The following is a 25198-nucleotide window of genomic DNA, read 5'->3' on the forward strand; positions in this document are numbered from 1 at the left end:
AAAGGACGCATCGTGCCGGATATCGCAACAAGTCTTCTGCTCAGCGTCGCCGTGTTTGCCGGGGCTTTCGTCTCGGGTCTCTCGGGCTTCGCCTTCTCCGCAGTCGCCGGCGCCATCCTGCTCCGGGTGTTTCAGCCGCTGGAGGCTGTGCCGCTGATGATGGCGTGCAGCATCGGCGTGCAGGCGACCAATTTGTGGGCGCTTCGGCGTAACATTCGCTGGGAGGGCAGTCTGCTGCTGATCGTCGGCGGATTGATCGGCGTCCCCATTGCGGTGTCGCTGCTCCAGTCCACGGACACGCATCTGCTTCGGCGCGGTTTTGGCATCATCGTCGCATTGTATGCGGCTTACATGCTGCTGCGGCCGACGCTGGTGACGGCCAGTGTAGCCGTCGGCCGTCATTGGGTCGCGCTGATCGGGTTCGGAGGAGGGCTGGTCGGCGGGCTCACCGCGATGCCGGGCGCGATCCCGACCATTTGGTGCGACATGCGCGGCATGCCCAAGAGCGAGCAGCGCGGCCTGGTGCAGCCGTTCATCGCCGCGATGCAGATCTTTGCGATCACGCTATTGGTCGGACACCAGGACCTCTCGTCAAAGGTGTTCGTCGACCTCGCGATCAGCCTGCCGGCGTTGTTCGCAGGCTCCGCGCTCGGCGTGATCGCCTTTCACCGGGTCAACGAGACGGTCTTTCGCAAGACCGTGCTCGTTCTGTTGCTGCTCTCGGGGATTTCCCTGGTCTAGTGACTTGCGCCCTGCACCGGTGCCGCGCTGGTGTCACTGCCGTGATGCACCAGCGGCTTCATGCCGGTGACGGTTCGCAGCAGCACATAGAACACCGGTGTCAGGAATAGGCCGAACACGGTGACGCCGATCATGCCGGAGAACACGGCGACGCCCATCGCCCGCCGCATCTCCGAGCCGGCGCCGGTCGAGAGCACCAGCGGCAGCACGCCCATGATGAACGCCATCGACGTCATCAGGATCGGGCGAAGCCGCAACCGGCTCGCCTCGATGGCGGCCCGGATCGGCGTGCGTCCGGCGAATTCCAGCTCGCGCGCGAATTCGACGATCAGGATGGCGTTCTTGGCCGAGAGCCCCACGAGAACGATCAATCCGATCTGGGTGAAGACGTTGTTGTCGCCCTTGGATATCCAGACGCCGAACATCGCCGCCAGCAGGCCCATCGGCACGATCATGATGATCGAGAGCGGCAGGGTCAGGCTCTCATAGAGCGCGGCCAGCACCAGAAACACCAGCAGGATCGCCAGCGGGAACACCCACAAGCCGGAATTGCCGGCGATGAACTCCTGATAGGTCAGGTCGGTCCACTCGAAGGCAAAGCCCGGCGGCAACGTCTCCGCCGCGATCCGCGTTGCGACTTCCTGTGCCTGGCCCGATGAAAAGCCGGGCGCTGCGGCCGCATTGATGTCGGACGACAGGAAACCGTTGTAGCGGATCGCACGCTCGGGGCCTGCACTCTGGCGGATCGTCAACAGCGCCGACAGCGGCACCATGTCGCCCGAGGACGAACGGACCTTCAACTGCCTGATGTCGTCGGCCCGCGCGCGGAATGGGGCGTCGGCCTGGACATAGACGGAGTAGGTGCGACCAAACTTGTTGAAGTCGTTGACGTAGTAGGAGCCCAGATAGATCTGCAGCGTGTTGAAGACCTCCGTCACGGGCACGCCGAGCTGGAGCGCCTTGGTGCGGTCAATGTCGGCGAACAGTTGCGGCACGTTGACCTGAAAACTCGAGAATACACCGGCAATCTCCGGCGCCTTCTGCATCGCCGCCGTGAACGCTTTGGTGGCTTCGTTCAGCGCCTCATAGCCAAGACCGGCACGATCCTCGATCTGCAGCTTGAAGCCGCCGATGGTGCCGAGGCCGTTGACTGGCGGCGGCGGGAACATGGCGATGAACGCCTCCTGGATGCCGGCATACTTCTTGTTGAGGTCGGCCGCGATGGCATTCCCACTCAATTCCGGACCCTTGCGCTCGTCGAACGGTTTCAGCGTCGAGAACACGATGCCGGCGTTGGACGAGTTGGTGAAGCCGGCGATCGACAGGCCAGGGAAGGCGACCGAACTCTCGACACCGGGCTGGGTCAGCGCGACGTCGCTCATCTTGCGGATCACCTCTTCGGTGCGGTCGAGCGCTGCACCATCGGGGAGCCGCGAGAAGCCAACGAGATATTGCTTGTCCTGCCCCGGCACGAATCCACCAGGCACCTGCTGGAACAGGAAGACGGTCAGGCCGACCAGCACCACATAGAGGCCCATCACGGCCGCCTTGCCTGAGATCACCTTGGTGACGGTGCCGCTGTAATTCTCCGAGGAGCGCGTGAACGCTTTGTTGAAGCCGCGGAAGAACCAGCCGAGGCCCTTTTCCATGATCAGCGTCAGCCGGTCCTTCGGCTCGTTGTGCCCCTTGAGCAGCAGCGCCGACAGGGCCGGCGACAGCGTCAGCGAGTTCACCGCCGAGATCACGGTCGAAATCGCGATGGTCAGCGCGAACTGCTTATAAAATTGCCCGGTGAGGCCGGAGATGAAGGCGAGCGGCACGAACACGGCGATCAGCACCATCGCGATCGCGATGATCGGGCCTGAGACCTCGCGCATCGCCTGATAGGTTGCGTCGCGCGGCGACAGCCCACCCTCGATGTTGCGCTCGACGTTCTCGACCACGACGATGGCGTCGTCGACGACGATGCCGATCGCGAGCACCAGGCCAAACAGGCTGAGCGCGTTGATGGAGAAGCCGAACAGATGCATCACCGCGAAGGTGCCGACGATCGACACCGGCACCGCGAGCAGGGGGATGATGGAAGCGCGCCAGGTCTGCAGGAACAGGATCACCACCAGCACCACCAGTGCGATGGCCTCCAGCAGGGTGTGGATCACGGCCTCGATCGAGGAGCGCACGAACTGGGTGGGATCGTAGACGATCTGGTAGGACACGCCCTCCGGCATGTTCTTCTTGATCTCGGCCATGGTGGCGCGGACGTGGTCGGAAATCTCCAGCGCGTTGGAGCCGGGCGCCTGGAAGATCGGGATGGCGACCGCCTGCTTGTTGTCGAGCAGAGAGCGCAGGCCGTATTCGGAGGCGCCAAGCTCGATCCGCGCGACATCGCGCAGGCGCACGACTTCACCGCGCGTGCCGGTCTTGACCACGATGTCGCCGAACTGATCCTCGTTCGCAAGCCGCCCTTCCGCATTGACCGACATTTGCAGGTCGATGCCCTTGACGTTCGGGGAGGAGCCGACGACGCCGGCGGCGGCCTCGACGTTCTGCGCCTGGATCGCCTTGACGATGTCGCTCGCGGTGAGGCCGTGCTCCGCGGCCTTCTGCGGATCGACCCAGACCCGCATCGAATAGTCGCCGGCGCCATAAAGCTGGACGTCGCCGACGCCATCGATGCGCGCCAGCCGGTCCTTGACGTTGAGCACGGCGTAATTGCGCAAATACGTCATGTCGTAGCGGCCGTTCGGCGACAGCAAATGTACGACCATGGTGAGGTCGGGCGACGACTTCTTGGTGATGATGCCGAGCTGGCGCACCACGGCCGGCAGGCGCGGCTCGGCCTGCTGCACGCGGTTCTGCACCAGCTGCGTTGCCTTGTCGGGATCGGTGCCGAGCCGGAACGTCACCGTCAGCGTCATCGCGCCGTCAGTCGTTGCCTGGCTCGACATGTAGAGCATGCCTTCGACGCCGTTGATCTGCTCCTCGATGGGAGTAGCCACCGTTTCCGCGATCACCTTGGGATTGGCGCCGGGATAGGTCGCGCGCACCAGCACCGAGGGCGGCACGACATCAGGGTATTCGGAGATCGGCATCGCGAACAGCGAGATCAGTCCCGCGAGGAAAATCAGAACCGACAGCACGCCGGCGAAGATCGGACGATCGATGAAGAATTTTGAGAGATTCATGGCCTTGCCCCTGCAAAGAGAGACAGCTCTCCCGTTACCGGGACGCTGGCCACGCCCGCGAACCCGGAATCGAGATGCGATGTCTTGGTCGTTATGTCGTCGTCATTCCGGGCGCGGGGCCCGGAATGAAATAATTAGCGTTGCACCACGTCCTGGTTGCTGTGGTTCGATGCTTGCTGCGGGCTACGTGCCCCCATCGCCGCGACCTCGGTCTTGAGGAGGGCGCCGGGACGCACCCGCTGCAAGCCATTGACCACGATGCGGTCGCCGGGCTTCAGGCCCGCGGTAACGATGCGAAGCCCATCGACCGAACCGCCGAGCGTGATCGGCCGGTAGACCGCGCGGCTGTCGTCACCGACAGCCATCACGAACTTCTTGTCCTGGTCAGTGCCGATCGCGCGTTCGTCGATCATCACCAGCGTCTGTTGCTTCGGCTGGCCCATGCGCACGCGGGCGAACTGGCCGGGGATGAGACGCCCGTCCTCGTTCTGAAACACGGCGCGGACGCGGATGGTGCCGCTCTGGCCGTTGACCTGATTGTCGATGAGCTGGATGTGGCCCTTGGCCGAGAGACCGCCTGAAGTCGCCATCTCCACCGGGATCTGGTCGAGCTTGCCGCGCTGGCCGGAGGCATCCGCGATCGAGTTCAGTGCGCGCAGCACCACCTCTTCATCCGCATCGAACGACGCGTAGATCGGATTGACCGAGACAAGCGAGGTCAGCACCGGGGATGCGGTGCCGGCGGCGACGAGATTGCCGACGGTGATCTCGAACTTGCCGACGCGGCCGTCCACGGGCGCGCGCACCTCGGTGTAGTCGAGATTGAGCTTGGCGGTCTGCAGCGTCGCCTCGGCTGCCTTCACATTGGCGATGGCTTCGCGATTGGCGTTGTCGCGCTGGTCATAGTCGCGCCGCGTGACCACGGCATTGCCAACCAGCTGCGCGCCGCGCTCGAGCTCGCTCTGCGTGAACACGACGCGTGCCTTCGCCGCCTCGAGCTGCGCGTTGGCCTTGTCGACCTCGGCTGCGTAAGGCGCCGGATCGATCTTGAACAGCACGTCACCGGATTTCACCAGCGCGCCCTCGGTAAAATTGGTCGCAAGGATCGCACCCGCGACGCGCGGGCGAAGCTCGACGCGCTGGATGGCTTCGAGCCGGCCGGAGAAATCATCCCACAGCACGGTCTGCTTCGGCTCGATCAACGCGACGGTGACGGGGACCGCTTGTTCAGCCGCAGCGGCCGTTGCCGTGGCCTGGGCTGCACGGAAGTAGTGGCCGGTCGCGATCGAGCCCGCGACGGCGAGGGCGCCCACGATGGCGACGCCGCCGAGAAGACGGCGGACACGGCCCGGGCGAGAGATGTTTTGGGACGGGGGCATTTGCGCGCTCCAGATATGTAGTGTTCACTACAGATGTGGAGCTGGATATCGCAGCGCAAGATACTTATGTACCGTTCACTAAGAAAATTGTAGCCGCCTACCGCAAGAATGGGAAGGCGGAAGAGAAAATAAAGCGAGAACAAGTAGATAGGGTCAGGCGTTAAGTTAGGAGACGACGCCGATTCCAAGGAGAACAGGCACATGGGCATGGGACGCCCCCGCGAATTCAACGCCGAGACGGCGTTGGACCAGGCGATGGAAGTGTTTTGGCGCCATGGCTATGAGGGCGCCACCATCGCTCAGCTCACCGAGGCCATGGGGATCAATCCCCCCAGCCTCTACGCCTGTTTCGGCAACAAGGAAGGCCTGCTCAAGGCCGCCCTCGACCGCTACACCAAGCTGCGCGGTGTCTGGATGGACGAGGTGGTGGCAGCACCGACCGCCCGCGACGTCGCCGAGCGGATGCTGATGGGCATCGCGGAGAAGCAGACCGACCCCGCCAATCCGCCCGGTTGCCTGCTCGTGCAAGGCGGTATTGCTTGCGGCTCCGGCTCCGAGAATGTCCCCTTCGAGCTCGCGGCGCGCCGCGCCCAGAACGAAGATCAGCTCCGCGACCGTTTTGTTCGCGCCAAGGCGGAGGGCGATCTCAAGCCGACATCCGATCCCGCCGCGCTTGCGCGCTATGTTTCGGCGGTGTCCGTCGGCATGGGCGTGATGGCGTCTTCGGGTTCGGATCGCGAGGCGCTGCGGCAAGTGGCGGTCGTGGCCGTGCAGGCGGTCGAGGCGCAGTCGGCCGACCGAACCTGATTCAGTTCGCGGATTACATTGCAAGCAGCGACGGCGGCGGGACGAAGCCGCCGAACTCGCGTTCGATCAGCCCAGCCAGCGCAATCGGTGTGTGGTCCTCCAGATAGGGCCCGATGATCTGGACGCCGATCGGCAAGCCCGTTGGCGTGCGCTCGATCGGAACGGCGGTCGCCGGCAGTCCGCAGGTGGAAGCGGGGTCTGCCCAGATGAAGCACGCATCGGCATAGGGATGGAGCTTGCCATCGATGTCGAGCTGCCGCGCGTCGAACGGCTCCGACTGGTCCTGTGGAAAGGCCGGCACCGCAGCGGCCGGATAGATCACCGCGTCGAAGTCTCGGAAAAGCTGATACCACTTCTGTTGCAGTTGCAGGCGCGCCGCGTCGGCCGCCAGCCACTCGCGATGGTTCATGCCCCAGCCGCGGGCGCGCTCGGCCTGCAAGCTACGGTCGTCGGGCGCGAGTGCCGCGGCAACGCCTTGCGCCTCTGCGAGCGCGGCCGGTGTCAGGCGCGGGCTTCGCGCGCCGTTCAACAGCTTCATGTAGAGCCGTGCGGATTCCGCGAGGTCGGGCAGCGATGTGCTTGAGCGCGCAACCCGCGCGCCTGACCGCTCGAGCCGCTGCGCCAACCGTCCGATGGCAGAACGCACGGCGTCACCCGTCGGCATTAACGGATGCGTATCGACCACGAGGATCCTGTAATCCTTGAGATCGTTGTGGCGCGGCGCAGGCAGCGCAAGGCGATAGCCGATCCCGTCGCGCGTCTCGTCGGGGCCGGCAATCACGTCGAGCGACAGCGCAAGATCCGAGGCGGTGCGCGCCATCGGCCCGACGACGGCGAGATCGCCCTGCCCGGGGACGGGTAGCGCCGGCGGCAGGCTGTATCCGCGCAGCGGAACCAGGCCGAGGCTCGGCTTGTGTCCGAACACGCCGCAGAAATGCGCGGGCACCCGGATCGAGCCGCCGATATCCGAGCCGATCGAGAGCGGACCGAAGCCCGCAGCCAGTGCCGCGCCCGATCCGCCCGAGGACCCGCCGGGCGAGCGGCCAAGATCCCACGGGTTGTTCGTCGTCCCGTGGATCTCGTTGTAGCTCTGGAAATCGCGCAGCCCGATTGGGATATTGGTCTTGCCAAGGATGATGGCGCCCGCCGCCTTCAACCGCGAGACCACGAGGGCGTCGTCCGCCGGTTGGAAATCCCTGAAATGCGGAAATCCCCACGTCGTCGGCAAGCCCGCGACATTGAACGGCTCCTTCAAGGTCACGGGAATGCCGAGCAACGGTAGCCGCCCGCCGCGGCCGAGCGCAGCGTCGGCGGCGCGCGCGGCCTCTCTGGCGCGATCGAAATCGCGAACGATGATCGAATTGATTGGCCCGTCCAGCGCCTCGATGCGCGCAATCGTGTGTTCGAGCAATTCGGACGCGGATATCTTGCGCGCGTGCAGGGCGCTCAGCAATGCGCCGATCGAGCCGTAGTCCAGGTCAGCGCCATCTGCGGTCATCGCGAGCTCCGTTGCATCACATCGTCCCGGCGAACCGATCCGGGCGCCGAACATGCAATTTTAGGAGCGGAATGAGGAGGCGGTGCAACGGGAACCAGATCTGCCCGCCGGTCGGGGCCGGGGTGGTCGCACCTGGTCGTCATGGCCGGGACAAGCCCGGCCATGACGCCAAAATACGACGCCCCGACGTCGGTGTTGAAGCGTCCGCAGGCCTGTGCTCAGGACGCTTCCTTCAGCACCGGCGATGCCGTCTCCTCCGCCTTCATCTCCTCGAGACTGCGATGTCGCGGCTCGATGCCGAGCGCCCAGACCGTGATGATCTGCACCACCAAGAGTCCGATCATCAGTGCCATCACGCCGGCCACACCGCGGGTCTCGAACAGCGACACCACGAGGAACGGTGTGACGATGGTAGCGCCGCGTCCCAGTGTATTGACGAGGCCGGAGGCGCGCAGGCGGACCTCGGTCGGAAACAGTTCGGGAATGTAGATGCCGAACAGAAGCGCGACCAGGACGTAGATCGGCACCGTCAGCGCAAAGCCCACGGCCGGCAGCAGGATCGGATCCGAGATCATGGGGTAGAGGATACCCAATGCCACAGTGACCATGGATGCGCCGATGATGGTCGGCTTGCGGCCCCAGCGATCGGCGGTCAGCGCGCCGATGGCCGAACCCACGGGCGCACCGAGCGCCATCAGCAGCGAATAGCCGAACGAGGTTGCGATCGAGAGGCCCTGCTTGACGAAGAACACGGGAAGCCAGGTCACGAAACCATAGAGCAGGGTGTTGATCGTGATCAGGCAGACGGCGCCGACGATCATCCGCGACAGCAAAGGCGCGGTGAACAGCGTGCCGAGATCGGCGGATACCGGCGCCGGCGAGGTAGATGCGGGAGCAGGCAAGGGCTGGCCTTGCGCCGCCTCCTTCTCGATGGCCTGCATCAGCGCTTCCGCCTCTGCGGTGCGGCCCACCGCCTCCAGCCAGCGCGGCGATTCCGGCAGCGATTTGCGCATGTACCACACGATCAGCGCGCCGACGCCGCCGAGCACGAACATGGAGCGCCAGCCGAATTGCGGCACCAGCACGGATGCGACCAGCAGCGCTACGGGCAAACCGGTGACGACGCAGACGGTCGTGAAACCAAGCCATTTGCCGCGGGTTCGCGCCGGCACGAATTCGGTCATCGTCGAATACCCGACGACGTTCTCCGCTCCGAGTCCGACGCCCATCACGAAGCGGCAGGCGATCAGGAAGGCCATATTTGGCGAGAACGCCGCAGCAAGCGAGGCGACGCCGAAAAGAAGCAAATTGAACTGATAGGTGAAGCGGCGTCCGTAGCGATCACCGAGAAAGCCGGTACCGAACGATCCCAGCATCATGCCGACGAAGGTCGCGGAGATGAAAACCGCGTTCTGGGCGAGGGTCGAAAAACCGGTCTTCAGCGTCACGCTGAGCACGGTCCCGGCGATATAGATATCGAAGCCATCGAAAAACATGCCGATGCCGATCAGCAGCATGATGCGGCGGTGGAATGGCCCGACCGGCAGCCGATCCAGACGGCCGCCTGCGTTTACCGATGTCGACATTTACGCTCTCCCTTGACTGTTATTTTGTTTGATGCGGCCCGCCTTCTTTGGGCGGTCGGCCGCTTGCAGTTCTGCTAGTTCAATCGCTTCTGATTGGCTGTGTCGCGGTACCAGTCGAACGGTTGCTCATGCGTCGCGACCATCACGCTCTTGGTGTTGAAATGGTCGTTGAAGCTCTCGGTGCCGCATTCGCGGCCGATGCCGGAATCGTCGACGCCGCCCCAGGGCGAAGCCGGATCGAGCCGGTGATGATCGTTGATCCAGACGATGCCGGCCTTGACGTTCGCAGCGACACGATGCGCGCGCGCGACGTCGCGGGTGCGGATCGCCGCGGCGAGGCCAAACGGCGAGTCGTTGGCGAGCCGCAGCGCGTCGGCCTCGTCCTTGAACGGCGTCACCGAGGTGAAGGGACCGAACACTTCCTCCTGGAAAATGCGCATGTCGGATTTGACGTCGGCGAACACCGTCGGCTCGACGAAATAGCCGTTGTCGTGACCCTGTACCTTCGCGGCAACACCGCCGGCGACGAGACGGGCGCCGTCTGCGTGACCGTAGCCCACGTAAGTGAGAACGCGGTCGCGCTGCCGGGCGGAGATCACGGGGCCCATTTGGGTGTTCGCATCGAAGGGATCGCCGACGCGGATCGTGCGGGTCTTGGCCTGCAGCTTCTCGACGAACTCGTCGTAGATCGATGCCTGGACGATATGGCGCGAGGCGCAGACGCAGGTCTGTCCGGCGCCGATGAAGGCGCCGAAGGCCGCGTAGTTGACGGCACGGTCGACGTCGAAATCGTCGAACACCATCACCGGCGTCTTGCCGCCGAGCTCCATGGTCTGATGCGCGAACACTTTTGCGGCCGCGCTGCCGGCGATGCGGCCTGCCTCGGTGCCGCCGGTCAGGACCAGCTTGTTGATGTCGCCATGCTCGGCCAGCATCTTGCCGGCGCTCTGGCCGAGGCCGAGAACGATATTGAAGACGCCGGGCGGCAGGCCCGCTTCGCTGAAGATCTGCGCGAGCTTCAAGGTCGTCAACGGCGTGTATTCGGACGGCTTGACCACGGTGACGCACCCGGTCGCGAGCACGACCGCGAGCGATTTGCACAGGATCATCAAGGGATGATTGAACGGCGTGCAATTGGCGACGATGCCGATCGGCGTGCGGAGCGTGTAGTTGAGATACGCGCCTTCGACGGGGATCACGGAATCGCGGCGCGCGAGCGCAACACCGGCAAAGTAGCGGAAGAAATCGGGCAGGCGGGAGAGCTGGGCGCGGGTCTCGTTGATCGGGCGGCCGTTGTTGAGGGTCTCGAGCCGGTACAGGCTGTCGAGATTGGCCTCGAAGGCATCAGCGAGCTTGTTCACCAGCCTGGCCCGCGCGCGCGTGTCCATGCCGCCCCAGGCCTTGCCTTCGAACGCGGCGCGCGCGCTCTTCATGGCGCGGTCGATGTCTTCGGCGGTCGAGTTCGGGATGCGGGCGATGACGTCGCCGGTCGCGGGATTGCGGACGTCCAGCATCGTGCCGTTGCCGGCCTCGACTTCACGTCCATCGATGAAATTACCGTGGATCTCGACGTCGATCGACGCTGGGTTTGACGGGATGTTCATGACGACCTCTCTTCGACGATGACGGCGTTGCGCTTCAGCGCCGGAAGGACGCGTTTTTCGGTGGCCCCGATATGGGCCTTGATGATGCGCGCCGCGGTTCGCGTCTCGCGCTGTTGCATGGCGTCGATCAGGGCGACGTGCTCAGCGACGAGTTTTGCCGGATCGTGGCCCTTCAGATTGGAGACGCTGACGCGGACCAGCCGGTCGGCCTGGCCGATCAGATCGCACAGCGCCGTTGCCATGCGGCGATTGCCGGACGCATTTGCCAGCGCGGTGTGGAAGCCGCGGTTATAGGCGATGAAGTCTTCGTGGTTGCCGGCGAAGCGGCGGAATTCATCGAGCGATTTCAGAACACTATCAGGCGCGCTCTCGATCGCCTCCGCGACGCAGGCGGGCTCCAGCGCAAGACGGAAGCGCAGGAGGTCGCGGGCGTCGGACAGCGAGATCGGCGTGACCCGATAGCCCTGGCGCGGCTGCACCGTCACGAGGTGCTCGCGCTGCAGCCTCAGAAGCGCATCCCGGACCGGTTGCCGGCTGACCTCATAGCGCTCGGCCAGATCCTGCTCGCGCATTTCATCGCCTGGCGGAATACGACAGGCTAAAATATCAGACCTGAGACGATCGTAGATGTTTTCGCGTAATAGCATATTATTTGGTGTCTCCTGGCGCCTAATATCTCAATCGTGATATTTCACGTCAAGGGCTAAAAGCTTGAATTCTCTGACAGTTGATTTATCAGTCAGGGCCTCCAAGGCATGCAAACGACCGATAAAGTTAGGGAAAGACCGGACATGGACAGGCTTCTTGCCAACGGGACCGTCAACGCCGCGCAATCGGGCGAGGGGCCGCCGCTGTTCCTGTTCCACTCGCTGCTGTCCGATCGCGCGAGTTTTGATGCGATCGTGCCTGACCTCGAGAGATCGTTTCGAACCATCGTGCCGGAGCTGCCGGGGTTCGGCGGTTCACGCGCGGTCGAGGGCGGGCTCATCGCTGTCGCAGACAGGATGGCGGAGGCCGTGAAGGATGCTGCGGCCGGCGCACCGGCGATCGTGCTCGGCAACGGCTATGGTGGCTTCGTCGCCTTACAGATGGCGATCCGCCATCCGGAGATCGCCAGCAAGTTCATCCTCGCCGATTGCGGTGCTGCCTTCTCGGAGCCCGGCCGCGAAGCGTTTCGCAACATGGCGAAGGCATCGCGCGAGAAAGGCCTGGAAGCGATCACCGATGTCGCGATGCGGCGCCTGTTTGCGCCCGAGTTTCAGGCTCAGCATCCGGACCTGATGCAGGATCGTCGTGCAGCGTTCCTGCGGACGGATCCCGACGTGTTTCGCGCGGCGTGCGACGCGTTGGCAAGCCTCGATCTCCGCTCAGAACTTTCCGCGGTGAAAGTCCCGGTCCTCGTTCTGGTCGGTGAGCACGACGAAGCGACGCCTCCGCCGATGTCGCATGAGCTGGCCGCCGGATTGCCGCGCGCCGAGCTCAAGATCATTCCGGGATGCGCGCACGTGCCGCAGCTTCAATCGCCGCGGCAGTTTCTCGGAGCCATGAAGGGATTTCTGCTCTGAGCGCGCAGATCGTATAAGGGCAGACAAGCCCTGAGACCTCGCACGATAATAGGCAATGTTCACCCTGACGTTTCTTGGGACCTCGGCCAGCGTCCCATCCGCAGAGCGCAACCATCCAGCCCTTCTTGTGGAGGCCGCCGGCCAGCGCATGCTGGTTGATTGCGGCGAGGGCACGCAGCGCCAGTTGCTGCGCAGTGGCGCCGGCTTTCGGCGGCTTGACCGCATTCTGCTGACGCACGGTCATCTCGATCACGTGCTCGGCATCCCCGGTCTGTTCTCGACGCTGCGCTTGCGGCAGAGCTCCGATGTGATGGCCATTCATGGCGGCGCGGAGACGCTCGATATCGTCATCCGGATGCTCGCGGGTATCTGGGGCGAGGGCAGGGCGCCGATCCCGGTGGAGTTCGCAGCGCTCGCCGAAGGGCGGTTCATCGAGGCCGGCGAGTTCACCATCGATTGCTTTCCGGTCCGCCACCGCGACACCGATAGTTTTGGCTTCGTCTTCCAAAGCCCCGCACGCCGCCACCTTTTGTCCGACCGCCTCGCGGCGCTTGGCGTCCCCGACGGTCCCTTGCGCGGTGAGTTGGCGCAGGGACGACCGGTCGTCATCGCCGACCAAACGATTGTTCCGGAACACGTCCTGGGGCCGCCCAGCGGCGGCAAAAAGCTCGTCGTGATCGGCGACACCGAAACCACGGATGGGCTTTCGAAAAATGTCACTGATGCCGACATGCTGGTGATCGAGGCGACGTTCCTCGATCGCGACGCATCGACCGCGCGGGACTATGGCCACCTCACGGCAACCGAAGCCGCCGCGTTTGCCGCTGCAAACAACGTCAAGCAGCTCGTGCTGGTCCATGTGTCGGGCCGCTATGAGGACGAAGAGATTCTCGCTGAAGCGGCAAGGATATTTCCGAATACGCGGATCGCCGCCGACTTCGACCATATCGTGATCTAGTCGCGACGAGCCCTCAGCCCGACAATCCCGACTTGATCGCGATATCCTGCACCTGGGTCGTCACCTGCATCAGTCGCGGCAGTGCCTGGTCGCGAAAGGCCGGCAGGTCCATGCGCATCGCATCGACGGTGACGCTCAATCCGCCGATCACGAGACCCTGGGCGTCGAAGATCGGCGTTGCCAGCGTGCGCAAGCCATAGGCGTTCTCGCCGTCGGAGACGGCATGACCTTTCTTCTTCACCTGATCGAGCCGGGCGAGCAGGCCGTCGAGATCGGTCAGCGTTCGCTCCGACAGTTTGACACGTGGGCGCGCTTCCAGCCGCGCGACCTGCTCGTCCCGCGCCAGATGCGCCAGCATGACATGGCCGAGCGCGGCGCTATAGGCGGGAATGCGCGAGCCCGGGCGGCGATCTATCTTGTGGCGGTCGAGGCCGGCGCCGATGCGCGCGAGATAGATCACGTCGCCGCCGTCGAGGATGCCGAGCGAGGCCGCATCGCCGACATCAGGCACGAGGCCGCGCAGCAGCGGCTCGACGATGGTCCGGAGCGATCCGTGCGACAGCACGGTGTAGCCGAGGTCGAGACAGGCGAGGCCGAGACGGAACCGGCGGCTCTGCGGCACCGCCTGAAGATAGCCGAGCTCGACCAGGGTCTGGATCAGGCGGAACGCGGTTCCGCGATCGAGATCGGCGCGTGCGGCAATCTCACTCAGGGTGAGCTCGAAGGCCTCGCTGGTGAAACTCTTGAGCACGGCAAACGCCTTGCCGACCGAAGCGACGTAATTCTTTGGGTTTTTCGACGTCGTTTCCGCCGCGCGCTTCACGGCCTTCTTTTCAGTCTTCTTTTCGACCTTGGCCATGCCCGAATGCCCTGCCATGACAGCTGTCGCCCTTGACGCGGCGGCAGCCTGATCCTACCAACGTGGCAGATCATAACAAATGTTCGCAATCCGAACAATATCGATTTGACGATCGGAGGAAGTTTGTCGACATCATCGCTGCACCCTCATGGCGTATTCTCCGCCGCGCTGACGCCGCTCGACACCGAGCTCGCCCCCGATCATGCGCGCTTCATCGCGCATTGCCGTTACCTGTTGGACGAGGGCTGTGACGGCATTGCGCTGCTCGGCACGACGGGCGAGGCAAACTCCTTCTCGGCCGCCGAGCGCACCGCACTGCTCGAGGCCGTGATAGCCGCCGGCGTCGCGCCGCAGCGGCTGCTTCCCGGCACCGGCGTTGCCGCGCTCACCGAGACCATCGCGCTGACGCGTCACGCGCTGTCGGTCGGCGTCGACACCGTCGTGATGCTGCCGCCGTTCTACTACAAGGGCGTCAGTGATGACGGCATCTTCGCGTCCTACAGCGAAGTCGTGCAGCGCATCGGCGATGCCAGGCTCAAGGTCGTGCTCTATCACATCCCGCAGATGTCGGCGCAGCCGATCTCGCATGCGTTGATCGAGCGGCTGCGCGCGGCCTATCCGGCCACCTTCGTCGGCATCAAGGATTCTTCCGGCGACTTCGCCAACATGACCGCGATGGTCGATCGCTTCCCGGGCTTTGCGGTCCTGGTCGGGGCCGATCCTTTGCTGCTGCCGCTGCTGCGCAAGGGCGGGGCGGGCTGCATCACCGCGACCTCCAACCTCATCGCGCGCGACCTCGCCTATGTCTACAAGCACTTTCGCGACAGCGACGACGACGCGACGCTCAAGGCTGCGCAGGCGCGCATCGTCAAGGCGCGCGAGCTGGTCTCGCGCTTCCCGCAGATGGCCTCGCTGAAGGCGATAGTGGCCGAGCGTACCGGTCATTCCGGATGGCAGCGTCTGCGGCCGCCGCTGGAGTTCCTGCCGCCGGCTCAAGTGAAAGAGCTGCTTGCGGATGCCGCTGCCTTTGCGGCCGCTGCAATCTAGACTTGGTGCGCGCGACGAGGCGATCCGATGTCCTGTTCTCTCGAGGATGCGCTGACCGGGCTCGCTGACATCGTCGGCGACAAATACGTCATCGCGTCCGGGCCGGACCAGGAACCCTATGTGGTGGATTGGCGTGGGCGCTATCACGGCCGCGCCGTTGCGGTGGTGAGGCCCGGCTCGACCGCCGAGGTCGCCTCCGTCGTCAAGTTCTGCGCGGCGAAGCGGCTCGCCATCGTGCCGCAGGGCGGCAACACCGGCATGTGCGGGGCCGCGACGCCTGACGATCGCGCGGGCAATGTCGTGATCCGGCTCGATCGCATGCGGGCCGTGCGTGACGTCAGCCCGCTTGCCAACACGATCACGGTGGAGGCCGGCTGTATCCTCGCCGAGGTGCAGAATGCGGCGAAGGACGTCGATCGCTATTTCCCGCTGAGCTTAGGCGCCGAGGGCTCCTGCCAAATCGGCGGCAATATCTCGACCAATGCCGGCGGTACGGCCGTGCTGCGCTACGGCCCTACCCGCGATCTCGTGCTCGGCCTGGAGGTCGTTCTGCCCGACGGGCGAATCTTCAACGGCCTGCGCGCGCTGCGCAAGGACAACACCGGTTACGCCCTCAAGCAGCTCTTCATCGGTGCGGAGGGCACGCTCGGCATCGTCACCGCGGCGGTGCTGAAACTGTTCGCGCCGCCGCGCAGCTCGGCTTTGGAGCTGCTGAAACTACAAGGCGTCGAGCAGGCGCTGGAGATCATGTCGCGCCTGCGTGGTGCGGTTGGCGACCGGCTCGGCAGCCTGGAGATCATGTCGCGCTCGCAGATCGAGGCGATTGCCGCGACGGTGCCGCACGTCACCGTGCCCTTCGAGCTGACGACGCCGTGGTATCTGATCGTCGAGCTGACCGATACGCTCGCAGGCGTCGATCTCGACGAGCCGCTTGCCACGGTGCTGGCGGAAGCAATGGAAGCCGGGCTCGCCGAAGACGTAGTCCTCGCAACCAATCTCGCGCAGGCGAAGGCGATCTGGGCTGTCAGGCACAGCGTGTCCGAAGGCAACAAGCGCAGCGGCTACGTGGTGTCGCATGACAGCGTGGTGCCGCTGGAGCGCCAGGCGGCCTTCGTCAACAATGTCGAAGCCCGGATCAAGGCCGCGGTGCCACATGCGAACGTCGTGATGCACGGTCACATCGGCGATGGCAACATCCATGTCGTCGCCCTGATCGACCGCGTGCATTGCCAGGACCCGGACACGACTGCCGCACTGGTGGCTGTGATCAACGAAATCGTCGATGACGAGACCGCGGCGCAGGGCGGGGCGATCAGCGCCGAGCACGGCATCGGCATCACCAATCGCGGCCGGCTCGCCCGCGTCGCCGATCCGCTCGACATCGAGCTGATGCGCGACATCAAGCGCTTGCTCGATCCGAACGGCCTGATGAATCCGGGCAAGATTTTTGGCGAGGGAGCAGCGGGACGATGACGAATGTCCGCCTGCTCGCTGACGATCTCACCGGTGCGCTCGACACCGCGGCGGAGTTCGTTGGCCTGTGCGGGCCGTTCGACGTCACCTGGCCGGAGGCGCCGGCGGCACAACGTTCCGGCAGCCTCGCGATCGACAGCGGTACCCGTGAACGATCGAAGGCCGAGAGCCTCGAGATCGTCGGACGGCTGGCGCCGCAGCTTCAGGGGGCGGCGATCGCCTACAAGAAGGTCGACAGCCTTTTGCGTGGAGCGTGGGCGGCCGAGCTCGGCGCCTGCCTGCGCAGCGGCCATTGGGCGTCCTGCGTGGTTGCACCCGCCTTCGACTATCAGGGGCGCCGCACCGCCGGTGGCCAGCAATTTGCGCGCACGGTGCAAGGCGAGTGGCATCGCGTCGGCGACAATCTGCTGGATCAATTGAGGCAGGACGGAATCGAGGCGCGGACGGGCGGTCCTGATACGCTGTCGCAAGGCGGCGTTCAGGTGTTCGACGCCGAGAGCGATCTTGATCTCGACCGCGTGGTCGAGATGGCACGGCGCATGCCGAGGCCGTTGCTTTGGTGCGGAAGCGGAGGCTTGGCCGGCGCGCTTGCCCGCGGTCACGGTGCTGCCGCGCCGTCACAACTGAAGCTGCCGGTGTTGGGGCTGTTCGGCTCCGACCAGGCCGCCACCGCATCACAGCTCGCGGCGTGTGGCGAGGCGACCATCGCGCTTGCCGAGGGCGAGGGCGCGGCACGTGTCCAGCGCAAGCTGGTTGACGACGGCGTGGCGCTGGTGAAATTCGCACTCGCGGATGGCCTGTCGCGCGTCGAAGCGGCGCAGCGTATCGCGCGCGAGCTGACAACGCTGATTGCGACACTCGATCCGCCCGGCACCTTGATCGTCGCTGGCGGTGAGACCCTGAAGGCCGTATGCGTTGCGCTCGGTGCGCATGCGCTCCAGGTGACGGGTCGTATCGTGCCGGGACTGCCGCGCTCGGTGCTGCAAGGCGGCCGGTGGGCCGGCGTCGACATCATCTCGAAATCCGGTGCATTCGGTCCCAGCGAGCTGTGGCGCGACCTGCTCCGGGACAATCATCTGCTCAGAATGGAGAGTCCGATATGACTTCTCGTCATCTTGCCATTACCATGGGCGATCCCGCCGGGATCGGGCCGGAAATCATCATCAAGGCCTGCATCGGGCTGAAGGACCGGATCGCAACGGGCGATCTGCGCTTGCTGATCATCGGCAGCGGTGCGGCGCTTGACGGCGCGAAGGCAGCACTCGGCGTCAACGTTGCGATCCCGCAAGTGACTGCCGACGATCGCGAATGGCCCAATCTCTGTTACCTGCAAGCCGACGCCGAGGGGGATCCGATCAAGCCGGGCGTGCTCAGTGCCGATGGCGGCCGCTTCGCCTACAAGGCGATCGAGCAGAGCGTGCGCCTGACGCAGGCTGGCCGGACTGGAGCTATCGTCACGGCACCGCTCAACAAGGAAGCGCTCAACAAGGCCGGCTATCACTTCCCGGGGCACACCGAGATGCTGGCGCATCTCACCGGCGTGCGCGGCTCGGTGATGCTGCTCGCCCACGGCAACATGCGCGTCAGCCATGTCTCGACCCATGTCGCGCTGGAGGACGTGCCGAAGCGTCTGACGCCGGAGCGGTTGCGCATGGTGATCGACCTCACCAACGGTGCCTTGCTGCGGCTCGGCATTGCCAAGCCGAAGATCGCGATCGCCGCGCTCAATCCGCATGCCGGCGAGGGCGGCCTGTTCGGCCGGCAGGATATCGACGTGTCCGCGCCGACGATCGCCAAAGCGGTTGCCGACGGCCTCGACGTCGTCGGCCCCGTGCCCGGCGATACCATCTTCGTCAAGCTGCGCGCGGGCCAGTACGATGCGGCGGTCGCGATGTACCACGACCAAGGGCACATCCCCGTCAAACTGCTCGGCTTCCAGGTCGATCCCGCGACCGGCCGCTGGCAGGAGCTCTCCGGCGTCAACATCACCCTTGGCCTGCCGATCATCCGCACCTCCGTCGATCACGGCACGGCCTTCGATATCGCCGGCAAGGGCATCGCCAACGAGCACAGCCTGATCGAGGCCATCGACTATGCCGAACGGCTGGCCGCCGGCGCCTCCGCATCGAAGTCATGAGATCGAGCCTAGCTATGACCAACGCTTTCACGCCCATCGAAATCCAACGTCCCACCATCCTCGAATTCGGCAACGGCACGATCACTGCTGCGGCGCGCTTCGCCGAACGGATCGGCGCCAAGCGGCCGCTGGTGATCTCCGATCCGTTCAACGCGCGCCGCGTCGATGCGCTGGCGCTGCCGGGCGCCGTAAAAGTGTTCGGCGACGTCAAACCGGAGCCGGACCTGCCCAATCTCGAGAAGGCGGTCGCAATGGCGCGCGAGGCCAAGCCCGATCTCGTGATCGGCTTCGGCGGCGGCAGCGCGATGGATCTCGCCAAGCTGGTCGCGGTGATGTGCACGAGTGACGTGCCCTTTGCCGACATCGTCGGGCCGGAGAAGGTGGCCGGCCGCAGCGTGGCGCTGATGCAGATCCCGACCACGTCGGGCACCGGCAGCGAGGCTGGCACACGTGCGCTCGTCACCGATCCCGTCAGCCAGAACAAGCAGGCGGTGCAGAGCCGCTTCATGCTGGCCGATATCGCCATCGTCGATCCCGACCTGACCATGACCGTACCGAAGGAGATCACCGCGGCGACCGGCGTCGATGCGCTGGCGCATTGCGTCGAGGCCTATACCAGCCGCAAGGCGCATCCGACGATCGACCTCTATGCGCTCGAGGGTGCGCGGCTGGTCGGACGCTATCTCGCGCGCGCGGTGGCTGATGGCGGCGACCGCGAGGCGCGCGCCGGTCTTTCGCTGGCCTCGCTCTATGGCGGCTATTGCCTCGGACCGGTGAACACCACCGCAGGCCATGCCGTGGCCTATCCGCTTGGCACGCGCCATCACGTTGCGCACGGGCTCGCCTGCGCCGTGATCTTCCCGCACACGCTGGCCTTCAACATGCCGGCGGCGGAGGCAAAGACAGTGGCAGTGCTGGCGGCGCTCGGCTTGCCTGAGCAGAGCGATCCGAAGCTCGCGTTCAACGCGACGTATGAGTTCTGCAAGAATCTCGGCATCGAGATGCGGCTGTCCGCGCTCGGCGTGCCCAAAAATGATCTCGGCGTGATGGCCGACGAGGCGCACGCCATTCGCCGCCTGCTCGACAACAACCCGCGCGATTTGAGCCGCGATGCGATCCTGAACATGTACGAGGTCGCTTTCTAGCACGTCCGCGGCGCCCGGCAGCCAATCAACAAAACAGTGAATGTAGAGGAAACTTCGATGAGATCGATGTGGCTTGTTCTTGCTTCGGTGATGCTGCTGGCGACGTCGCCGGCGAAGGCGCAGGACGGCTATCCGTCCAAGCAGGTGACGGTGATCGTTCCCTTCGCCGCCGGCGGCACCGCTGACATCTTCGCGCGCATGGTCTCGAACCATTTGCAGATGAAGCTTGGCAAGCCCTTCGTGGTCGAGAATGTCGGCGGCGCCGGCTCGATCCTCGGTGTGACGCGGCTGGCGAAATCGGCGCCTGACGGCATCACGCTCGGCCTTGCCAGCACCTCCGCGCTCGCGATCAACCCGACGCTCTATGGGTCGAAGCTCAGCTACCAGCCGGACAGGGATCTGGTGCCGATCGCCCAGATCAGCGTCGTGCCCAACGTTCTCGTGGTGAACCCCGACAAGATCAAGGCGCGGACCGTGCCGGAGCTGATCGCCTATCTGAAGGCGAACCCGGACAAGGTCTCGTTCGGATCGGCCGGTGTAGGCACCTCGCAGCATCTGTCGGGCGAGCTGTTTCAGCAGATGACCGGCACCAAGATGGTGCACGTGCCCTACAAAGGGTCGAGCCAGATGCTGACGGATCTCCTCAGCGGCCAGATCGATCTCGCTTTCGACAACGTGCCGCTGCTGCTGCCGCAGGTGAAGACGGGCCAGCTTGCGATGCTGGCGACTGCAACGCCGAAGCGTGCAGACTTCGATCCGCAAGTCCCCGCAGTCGCCGAATTCCTGCCGGGCTTCGAGGCTGTCGCCTGGCACGGCTTCTTCGCGCCTGCGGGCACGCCGAAGCCGATCGTCGAAAAGCTCTCCGCCGAGATCCGCGCCTATATGCAGCAGCCGGAGACGGTGCAGAAGATGGCCGAGCTCGGCGCCACCGCGGTCGCGGTGGATTCGGAGCCATTCAAGGTCTACATCGCCGCGGAAACCGCTCGCTGGAAGAAGGTGATCGAAGCGGCGAACATCAAGCTGGAGTAGGGAGCGGCTCGACGCTCAGCTGATGAACTCGCCAATCCAGTTGTGCCTGACAGCCTCGACGTGCCAGCCGAGCGCGCGCCGCGCGTTCGGCGAGGGATTCGGGATGTCGCAGCGGGCATGGTTATCGGGGTGCCTCGCGCTGTGGGCGTGGCGTCCTTCGCTTCGCAGTTGAAGCGTATCTTGTGACTCGAAAATCCGACAATAGCCGTCGGTCGGGAGAAATGTGCCCGCGATTGGGAAATGGGTCGGCTGCTGCCGAACCATCAGGAACGTGATCTCTTCTGCCGTTTCCGAGAGGAGAACGCCAACGGCCGTGCTGATCGGCGCGAGGCCGATCGGGGCGTCGGCATCGAGCTCGACCTTGCCGGCCGCACTTGCGATGGTGACGAATTCCGAGCTTGGACCGCAGCGCGATACGATGATCCATCGCCGGGTCTTGCGTCGGATCGCAATCGGTCGGTGATAGGCTGCAAAGGAGAATTCAGCAGCCATTGCAACGACAAAACCATTTTTCCACATACCGGCCATCTAAAGCATTGCGGTCGGTCCGGATCATCATGCCGGGGCGTGAAGCCAGCGTGAATTCGCACGGTTGCGATGAGTTCGCACGATTTCTTCGACCTTTCGCCGGGCCTTAATGGCATGCTGGGGGGCGAACCTGTACCCTGCCGGGGTAGTGGAACTCGACCGATGGACGCACCGAACGCAACCAGTCAGTTCGAACGGTTGGCCGCATATCTGGCGGGTCCGTCGATGTCCGGCGGCGATGGCGACCTCGATGCCATTCTAGAGAAACTCGAATATGTCCCGCCGGGCGCAGCGGAGGCATCAGAGACGCGGAATCGTATTGCGCTACTCCAGGCAGCGGCCCGATTTTCCGATGTCTTCCAGCTGGTCTCCCGTGACGCGCCGGGAGTGGTGTTCTTCGGCGCGGACATCAGCGCGTCCGGTGTCGATGCCACCTTCTCGCATCAGGCTCGCTTGAGCGCGACCGGCGCCGGTCTGTCGCTTCGCCAGGCGTTCGAATCATGTGTCGGGGAAGGGGTCGAGTATCTCTCGCAGTTCGAGACGGCGTCGGATCGGCTTCAGCGCGGCACGATCGAAGATGGTCTTGCCGGCTTCGATCCCGCATCGCGGGCGGTCCTCGCCGAGGTCATGCGGTTGTCGGCGCATAGCGACGTCGACTGGATCGATGCGACGCAGCTATCGAGCGGCCGGTCGGTGCCGTTTCCGGCGGACCTTTGCCTGCGACGCACGCCGGAGCGGAGCGCGCTCACGCCGCCATTCAGCCTGAGCTCGGGCTGTGCGGCCGGACCTTCGTTTGAGGCGGCCGCATTGCATGGGATGCTCGAGCTGGTCGAGAGAGATGCCGCCAGTCTCTGGTGGCGCGGCGGCGTTCGCGGGCGGCTGGTTGCGCTCGAAGGACATGCGATGGCGACGGCCTCAGCGTTGGTCGCACAAGCACGCCGGGGCGTCACGACGAGGAGGACCTGGCTCCTCGACATCACCACCGACATGGACACTCCCTGCATCGTCGCGATGTCCTGCCGCGCCGACGGACGAGGCTTCGCCTGCGGACTCGCGGCCCGTCTGAGCATCGAGACTGCGGTCCGCTCCGCGCTGATGGAGATGTGCCAGATGGAGTTGGCCTATACCGTCGTGGAGCAGAAGCGGCGGGAAGGAGGCGAGGCGGCGTTGAACGAATATGATCATCGCCACGTCGCCCGCAGTACGCTGATCGATGTGGCGAGCTGCGAATTGCTGCATCCGGTCGCGCCGGCCCGTCCCATTGCTGAGTTCGGCCCCGCCCCTCCGGCGCGTCAGCTTGACGCACTGATCGAGAGATTGTCGGCCAGAGGCGTCGAGACGTTTGCCATCGATCTGACCCGCCCCATGTTCGGTATTCCGGTCGTGCGGATCGCCGCGCCGGCGCTCCAGATGGAGCCGTCCGAAGTCGCGACCGAACGCCTGGCGTCCGCGCGAAGCCGGACCGGCGGGGGCGACATCTATACACGCGGGGTCAGTTTGTTATAGTTGCCGCACTTCGTAAGTGCGGTTTATCGAGGCGGATCGAATTTGAGCGCTCGAGCACCTCTCTCGAAGTCCCTTGCAAGGGACGGTGGAATTCCCAAGCCGCGCGAAAGCCTGACAATTTCTGTTTTGGGCGGCCTGTCAGTCGCATTCGCGGGCCGGGACATTCGCATCAAGAGCCGAAAGTCGCGTGCGCTTCTCGGCTATTTGGCCCTGACGGACCGCCACCAGGAAACGCGTGAGCGTCTGGTCGGGCTGCTGTGGAGCGAATCCGACGAGTACAAGGCGCGTGCATCGCTTCGCCAGGTCCTCCATGAGTTGCGGGAGACGTTCCTGGAAGCGGGATATGACGGGTTGCAGATCGAAAAGATGCTCGTCGAATTGGAGCGCGATCGGCTTCAAGTCGATCTCTGGGACGCCTTGCGGGAGGCCGAAGCCCAACATGCGCATCCAGCCCTGATGAGTGCGCCCGGACTGATGGAGACGCTCCTCGAAGGGCTCGACGATATCGACCCTTCGTTCCGCGTCTGGCTTCTCGCCAAGCGGCAGACCTTCCATGACCGAATTCTGCGTGCCCTCGAGGGCGGCCTCAGGAACGTCGAGCTTGCCGCGGCAAACCGGCGCGAACTGGCGGAGGCGATCCTCAGCCTCGACCCGACCCACGAGGAGGCGTGCCGCTACGCGATGCAGACGCGCGCGGAGGAAGGAGATCTGTCCGGCGCGCTCCGCGTCTACAGGACCTTGTGGAATATCCTCGACGAAGAATACGGCATGGAGCCCTCGGCCAAGACCCAGCAATTGATCGCCGACATCAAGAACGGTCATTTCGAGGGCGAGGTCGTGTCCATCGCGGGCGAACTCGGGTTGCGGGACGGCGCCCCGGCATCGTCTGCCGACGAGGTGCCGCGACAATCGCCGGCATTGTCCCGGACGGCCGCCAAGATCGCGATCCTGGTTGATCCTTTCAGCATGAACGGCGTGAGCGCCGATCGCGTCCATCTCGTGACAGGCTTCCGCCATCACCTCATCGCTTGCCTGACCAAATTTCGCGAGTGGTATGTCGGAGATGGCACCGCGCAGCAGCCGCTGGAGTCGCGAGAGCGTGCGGCAGCGTCGCGCTATAGCGTGGCGGCAACCGCCTATCAGGCCGGTGACACGATCAGCATGGTGCTGACGCTGCGCGAGACCAATACCGGCGTCTACATCTGGAGCGACACGTTCGAGCTGAAGCTCGAGAACTGGTTCCAGGTACAGCAGAGGATCGTTCAGCGCACGGCGTTGTCGGTGAACGTCTACCTGTCCACCGAGAGGCTGACACGCGTGGCCACCGCGCCGGACGTGTCGCTGGACATATATGACCGCTGGCTTCGCGCGCAGGCGAGTTTTGGCAGCTTCAGCGCAGAAAATTGGCGGGAGTCGATCGCGCTGCTGACCAAGGCGATCAATGTCGCGCCAAACTTCTCTCCCTGCTACAGCGCGTTGGTTCAACTCAACAACACCGAGCATTTGGTCTTTCCCGGCCTGTTCCGCGATTTGACGAAGGCGAGGTCCACGCTGGAGCTTGCCCGAACAGCGGTGCAGCTCGACCCCGTCGATTCCCGGGCTCAGCTCTGCCTCGGTTGGTCGCAGGCGATGCTGATGCAATATTCGGACGCCAGCGGCCATATCGATCTCGCTTGCGAGCTCAACGGCAACGATCCCTGGACGTTGCTGTCGGCGGCCTCCTGCCAGGGCTTTTGCGGCAATTTCGAGCGTGGCACCGAGCTCGTGGCGGAAGCTCTCAAGGTATCGTGGACGCCGCCGCCGCTGCACTGGCCCTATAGGGCCGTGCTCCAATTCATGCGAGGCAACTACCAGGAAGCGATCGAGGGGATTGATCGCGCCAGCAACGTGGCGAAAACGCTCCCTGGCTGGAAGGCGGCCGCACTGTTTCATCTGGGAAGGACGGAGGAGGCTCGCCTCGAGGCAAGGAAGTTCCTCGACGGCATCCGCGCGGTGTGGTTCGGCAAACCTCCCAACGATCGGGAGATCGCACTCTGGTTGCTCCATGCCCATCCGATTGCCAGACGCGAGGATTGGGAGCGCCTGCGCGATGGATTAGGCGGCGCAGGCGTTTCGGTTGTCGACCTCAGGCATCACGCCTGGTGAGCACGC

General features: G+C 64.6%; 20 protein-coding genes. 12 read left to right on the forward strand and 8 right to left on the reverse strand.

From position 1 onward, the window contains the following. The first annotated feature begins 12 nt into the window (after positions 1 to 12). The gene (locus BMW89_RS09950; RefSeq protein ID WP_092025193.1) at positions 13 to 741 is read left to right on the forward strand and encodes a sulfite exporter TauE/SafE family protein; all 729 of its coding nucleotides are present in this window, start codon (positions 13 to 15) and stop codon (positions 739 to 741) included. Here the strand turns inward: BMW89_RS09950 and BMW89_RS09955 are convergent. Continuing rightward, complete coding sequence (locus BMW89_RS09955) at positions 738 to 3926, reverse strand: efflux RND transporter permease subunit (protein ID WP_092025196.1); 3189 nt, start codon at positions 3924 to 3926, stop codon at positions 738 to 740. The genes BMW89_RS09950 and BMW89_RS09955 overlap by 4 nt on opposite strands. A 134-nt stretch (positions 3927 to 4060) precedes the next feature. Further along, positions 4061 to 5305: an efflux RND transporter periplasmic adaptor subunit gene (locus BMW89_RS09960; RefSeq protein ID WP_092025199.1), complete on the reverse strand. Its 1245-nt coding sequence runs from the start codon at positions 5303 to 5305 to the stop codon at positions 4061 to 4063. A 201-nt stretch (positions 5306 to 5506) separates the two neighbouring features. Here BMW89_RS09960 and BMW89_RS09965 point away from each other — a divergent pair, with 201 nt between their 5' ends. Beyond that, positions 5507 to 6112, forward strand: coding sequence for a TetR/AcrR family transcriptional regulator (locus BMW89_RS09965; RefSeq protein WP_092025202.1), 606 nt, complete (start codon positions 5507 to 5509; stop codon positions 6110 to 6112). Positions 6113 to 6125: 13 nt separating this feature from the next. Here the strand turns inward: BMW89_RS09965 and BMW89_RS09970 are convergent, their stop codons facing one another. From BMW89_RS09970 to BMW89_RS09985, 4 genes are all read right to left on the reverse strand, one after another. Continuing rightward, positions 6126 to 7610, reverse strand: coding sequence for an amidase (locus tag BMW89_RS09970; RefSeq protein WP_092026257.1), 1485 nt, complete (start codon positions 7608 to 7610; stop codon positions 6126 to 6128). Positions 7611 to 7828: 218 nt separating this feature from the next. After that, entirely contained in the window at positions 7829 to 9196 is a 1368-nt protein-coding gene (locus BMW89_RS09975; protein WP_092025204.1) for an MFS transporter, read from the reverse strand. Positions 9197 to 9270: 74 nt separating this feature from the next. Next, positions 9271 to 10800, reverse strand: coding sequence for an aldehyde dehydrogenase (locus BMW89_RS09980; RefSeq protein WP_092025207.1), 1530 nt, complete (start codon positions 10798 to 10800; stop codon positions 9271 to 9273). Next, on the reverse strand, positions 10797 to 11447 hold the full coding sequence (locus tag BMW89_RS09985; protein WP_092025209.1) for a GntR family transcriptional regulator: 651 nt from the start codon (positions 11445 to 11447) through the stop codon (positions 10797 to 10799). The genes BMW89_RS09980 and BMW89_RS09985 overlap by 4 nt, the downstream gene beginning before the upstream one ends. A gap of 144 nt (positions 11448 to 11591) precedes the next feature. On the opposite strand from BMW89_RS09985, the gene BMW89_RS09990 reads away from it, so the two are divergent. Then, positions 11592 to 12365: an alpha/beta fold hydrolase gene (locus tag BMW89_RS09990; RefSeq protein WP_177195947.1), complete on the forward strand. Its 774-nt coding sequence runs from the start codon at positions 11592 to 11594 to the stop codon at positions 12363 to 12365. Positions 12366 to 12420: 55 nt separating this feature from the next. Beyond that, positions 12421 to 13323: a ribonuclease Z gene (gene rnz / locus BMW89_RS09995; protein WP_092025214.1), complete on the forward strand. Its 903-nt coding sequence runs from the start codon at positions 12421 to 12423 to the stop codon at positions 13321 to 13323. A 13-nt stretch (positions 13324 to 13336) separates the two neighbouring features. Here the strand turns inward: rnz and BMW89_RS10000 are convergent, their stop codons facing one another. After that, entirely contained in the window at positions 13337 to 14200 is an 864-nt protein-coding gene (locus BMW89_RS10000) for an IclR family transcriptional regulator (RefSeq protein ID WP_244547565.1), read from the reverse strand. A 105-nt stretch (positions 14201 to 14305) separates the two neighbouring features. On the opposite strand from BMW89_RS10000, the gene BMW89_RS10005 reads away from it, so the two are divergent. The 6 genes from BMW89_RS10005 to BMW89_RS10030 are packed head-to-tail and all read left to right on the forward strand — an operon-like array spanning position 14306 to position 21013. Continuing rightward, positions 14306 to 15229, forward strand: coding sequence for a dihydrodipicolinate synthase family protein (locus tag BMW89_RS10005; protein WP_092025220.1), 924 nt, complete (start codon positions 14306 to 14308; stop codon positions 15227 to 15229). Between the two features lie 27 nt (positions 15230 to 15256). Next, positions 15257 to 16702, forward strand: a complete 1446-nt coding sequence (locus BMW89_RS10010) for an FAD-binding oxidoreductase (RefSeq protein WP_092025223.1) — start codon at positions 15257 to 15259, stop codon at positions 16700 to 16702. Further along, entirely contained in the window at positions 16699 to 17805 is a 1107-nt protein-coding gene (locus tag BMW89_RS10015; protein WP_092025226.1) for a four-carbon acid sugar kinase family protein, read from the forward strand. Before BMW89_RS10010 ends, BMW89_RS10015 begins: the two co-directional genes overlap by 4 nt. Further along, a complete protein-coding gene (gene pdxA / locus BMW89_RS10020) occupies positions 17802 to 18839 on the forward strand; it encodes a 4-hydroxythreonine-4-phosphate dehydrogenase PdxA (RefSeq protein ID WP_092025229.1) in 1038 nt (345 codons plus the stop codon). The genes BMW89_RS10015 and pdxA overlap by 4 nt, the downstream gene beginning before the upstream one ends. Positions 18840 to 18853: 14 nt before the next feature. After that, positions 18854 to 19984, forward strand: a complete 1131-nt coding sequence (locus tag BMW89_RS10025; protein ID WP_092025233.1) for an iron-containing alcohol dehydrogenase — start codon at positions 18854 to 18856, stop codon at positions 19982 to 19984. 57 nt (positions 19985 to 20041) lie between these two features. Continuing rightward, the gene (locus BMW89_RS10030) at positions 20042 to 21013 is read left to right on the forward strand and encodes a Bug family tripartite tricarboxylate transporter substrate binding protein (RefSeq protein ID WP_177195948.1); all 972 of its coding nucleotides are present in this window, start codon (positions 20042 to 20044) and stop codon (positions 21011 to 21013) included. Positions 21014 to 21028: 15 nt separating this feature from the next. Here the strand turns inward: BMW89_RS10030 and BMW89_RS10035 are convergent, their stop codons facing one another. Beyond that, complete coding sequence (locus BMW89_RS10035; protein WP_143062735.1) at positions 21029 to 21505, reverse strand: hypothetical protein; 477 nt, start codon at positions 21503 to 21505, stop codon at positions 21029 to 21031. Between the two features lie 198 nt (positions 21506 to 21703). Here BMW89_RS10035 and BMW89_RS10040 point away from each other — a divergent pair, with 198 nt between their 5' ends. Further along, positions 21704 to 23047, forward strand: a complete 1344-nt coding sequence (locus tag BMW89_RS10040) for a YcaO-like family protein (protein WP_177195949.1) — start codon at positions 21704 to 21706, stop codon at positions 23045 to 23047. A gap of 126 nt (positions 23048 to 23173) precedes the next feature. Further along, positions 23174 to 25192 carry a BTAD domain-containing putative transcriptional regulator gene (locus tag BMW89_RS10045; RefSeq protein WP_092025245.1) on the forward strand — a complete coding sequence of 673 codons (2019 nt, stop codon included), beginning with the start codon at positions 23174 to 23176 and terminating at the stop codon, positions 25190 to 25192. Positions 25193 to 25198 lie beyond the last annotated feature (6 nt).

Origin of the sequence: Bradyrhizobium sp. OK095 (genome assembly GCF_900109945.1) — a bacterium.
GTDB lineage: Bacteria > Pseudomonadota > Alphaproteobacteria > Rhizobiales > Xanthobacteraceae > Bradyrhizobium.

What these genes read in the sequence shown, in the direction of transcription:
- BMW89_RS09990 (WP_177195947.1), top strand. Translation starts at nt 11,592, where the DNA reads ATGGACAGGCTTCTTGCCAACGGGACCGTCAACGCCGCGCAATCGGGC.
- BMW89_RS09955 (WP_092025196.1), bottom strand. Translation starts at nt 3,926, where the DNA reads ATGAATCTCTCAAAATTCTTCATCGATCGTCCGATCTTCGCCGGCGTG.
- rnz (WP_092025214.1), top strand. Translation starts at nt 12,421, where the DNA reads ATGTTCACCCTGACGTTTCTTGGGACCTCGGCCAGCGTCCCATCCGCA.
- BMW89_RS10025 (WP_092025233.1), top strand. Translation starts at nt 18,854, where the DNA reads ATGACCAACGCTTTCACGCCCATCGAAATCCAACGTCCCACCATCCTC.
- BMW89_RS10010 (WP_092025223.1), top strand. Translation starts at nt 15,257, where the DNA reads ATGTCCTGTTCTCTCGAGGATGCGCTGACCGGGCTCGCTGACATCGTC.
- BMW89_RS10030 (WP_177195948.1), top strand. Translation starts at nt 20,042, where the DNA reads ATGAGATCGATGTGGCTTGTTCTTGCTTCGGTGATGCTGCTGGCGACG.
- BMW89_RS10035 (WP_143062735.1), bottom strand. Translation starts at nt 21,505, where the DNA reads ATGGCTGCTGAATTCTCCTTTGCAGCCTATCACCGACCGATTGCGATC.
- pdxA (WP_092025229.1), top strand. Translation starts at nt 17,802, where the DNA reads ATGACTTCTCGTCATCTTGCCATTACCATGGGCGATCCCGCCGGGATC.
- BMW89_RS10015 (WP_092025226.1), top strand. Translation starts at nt 16,699, where the DNA reads ATGACGAATGTCCGCCTGCTCGCTGACGATCTCACCGGTGCGCTCGAC.
- BMW89_RS10040 (WP_177195949.1), top strand. Translation starts at nt 21,704, where the DNA reads ATGGACGCACCGAACGCAACCAGTCAGTTCGAACGGTTGGCCGCATAT.
- BMW89_RS09960 (WP_092025199.1), bottom strand. Translation starts at nt 5,305, where the DNA reads ATGCCCCCGTCCCAAAACATCTCTCGCCCGGGCCGTGTCCGCCGTCTT.
- BMW89_RS10000 (WP_244547565.1), bottom strand. Translation starts at nt 14,200, where the DNA reads ATGGCAGGGCATTCGGGCATGGCCAAGGTCGAAAAGAAGACTGAAAAG.
- BMW89_RS09985 (WP_092025209.1), bottom strand. Translation starts at nt 11,447, where the DNA reads ATGCTATTACGCGAAAACATCTACGATCGTCTCAGGTCTGATATTTTA.
- BMW89_RS09975 (WP_092025204.1), bottom strand. Translation starts at nt 9,196, where the DNA reads ATGTCGACATCGGTAAACGCAGGCGGCCGTCTGGATCGGCTGCCGGTC.
- BMW89_RS09970 (WP_092026257.1), bottom strand. Translation starts at nt 7,610, where the DNA reads ATGACCGCAGATGGCGCTGACCTGGACTACGGCTCGATCGGCGCATTG.
- BMW89_RS09965 (WP_092025202.1), top strand. Translation starts at nt 5,507, where the DNA reads ATGGGCATGGGACGCCCCCGCGAATTCAACGCCGAGACGGCGTTGGAC.
- BMW89_RS09980 (WP_092025207.1), bottom strand. Translation starts at nt 10,800, where the DNA reads ATGAACATCCCGTCAAACCCAGCGTCGATCGACGTCGAGATCCACGGT.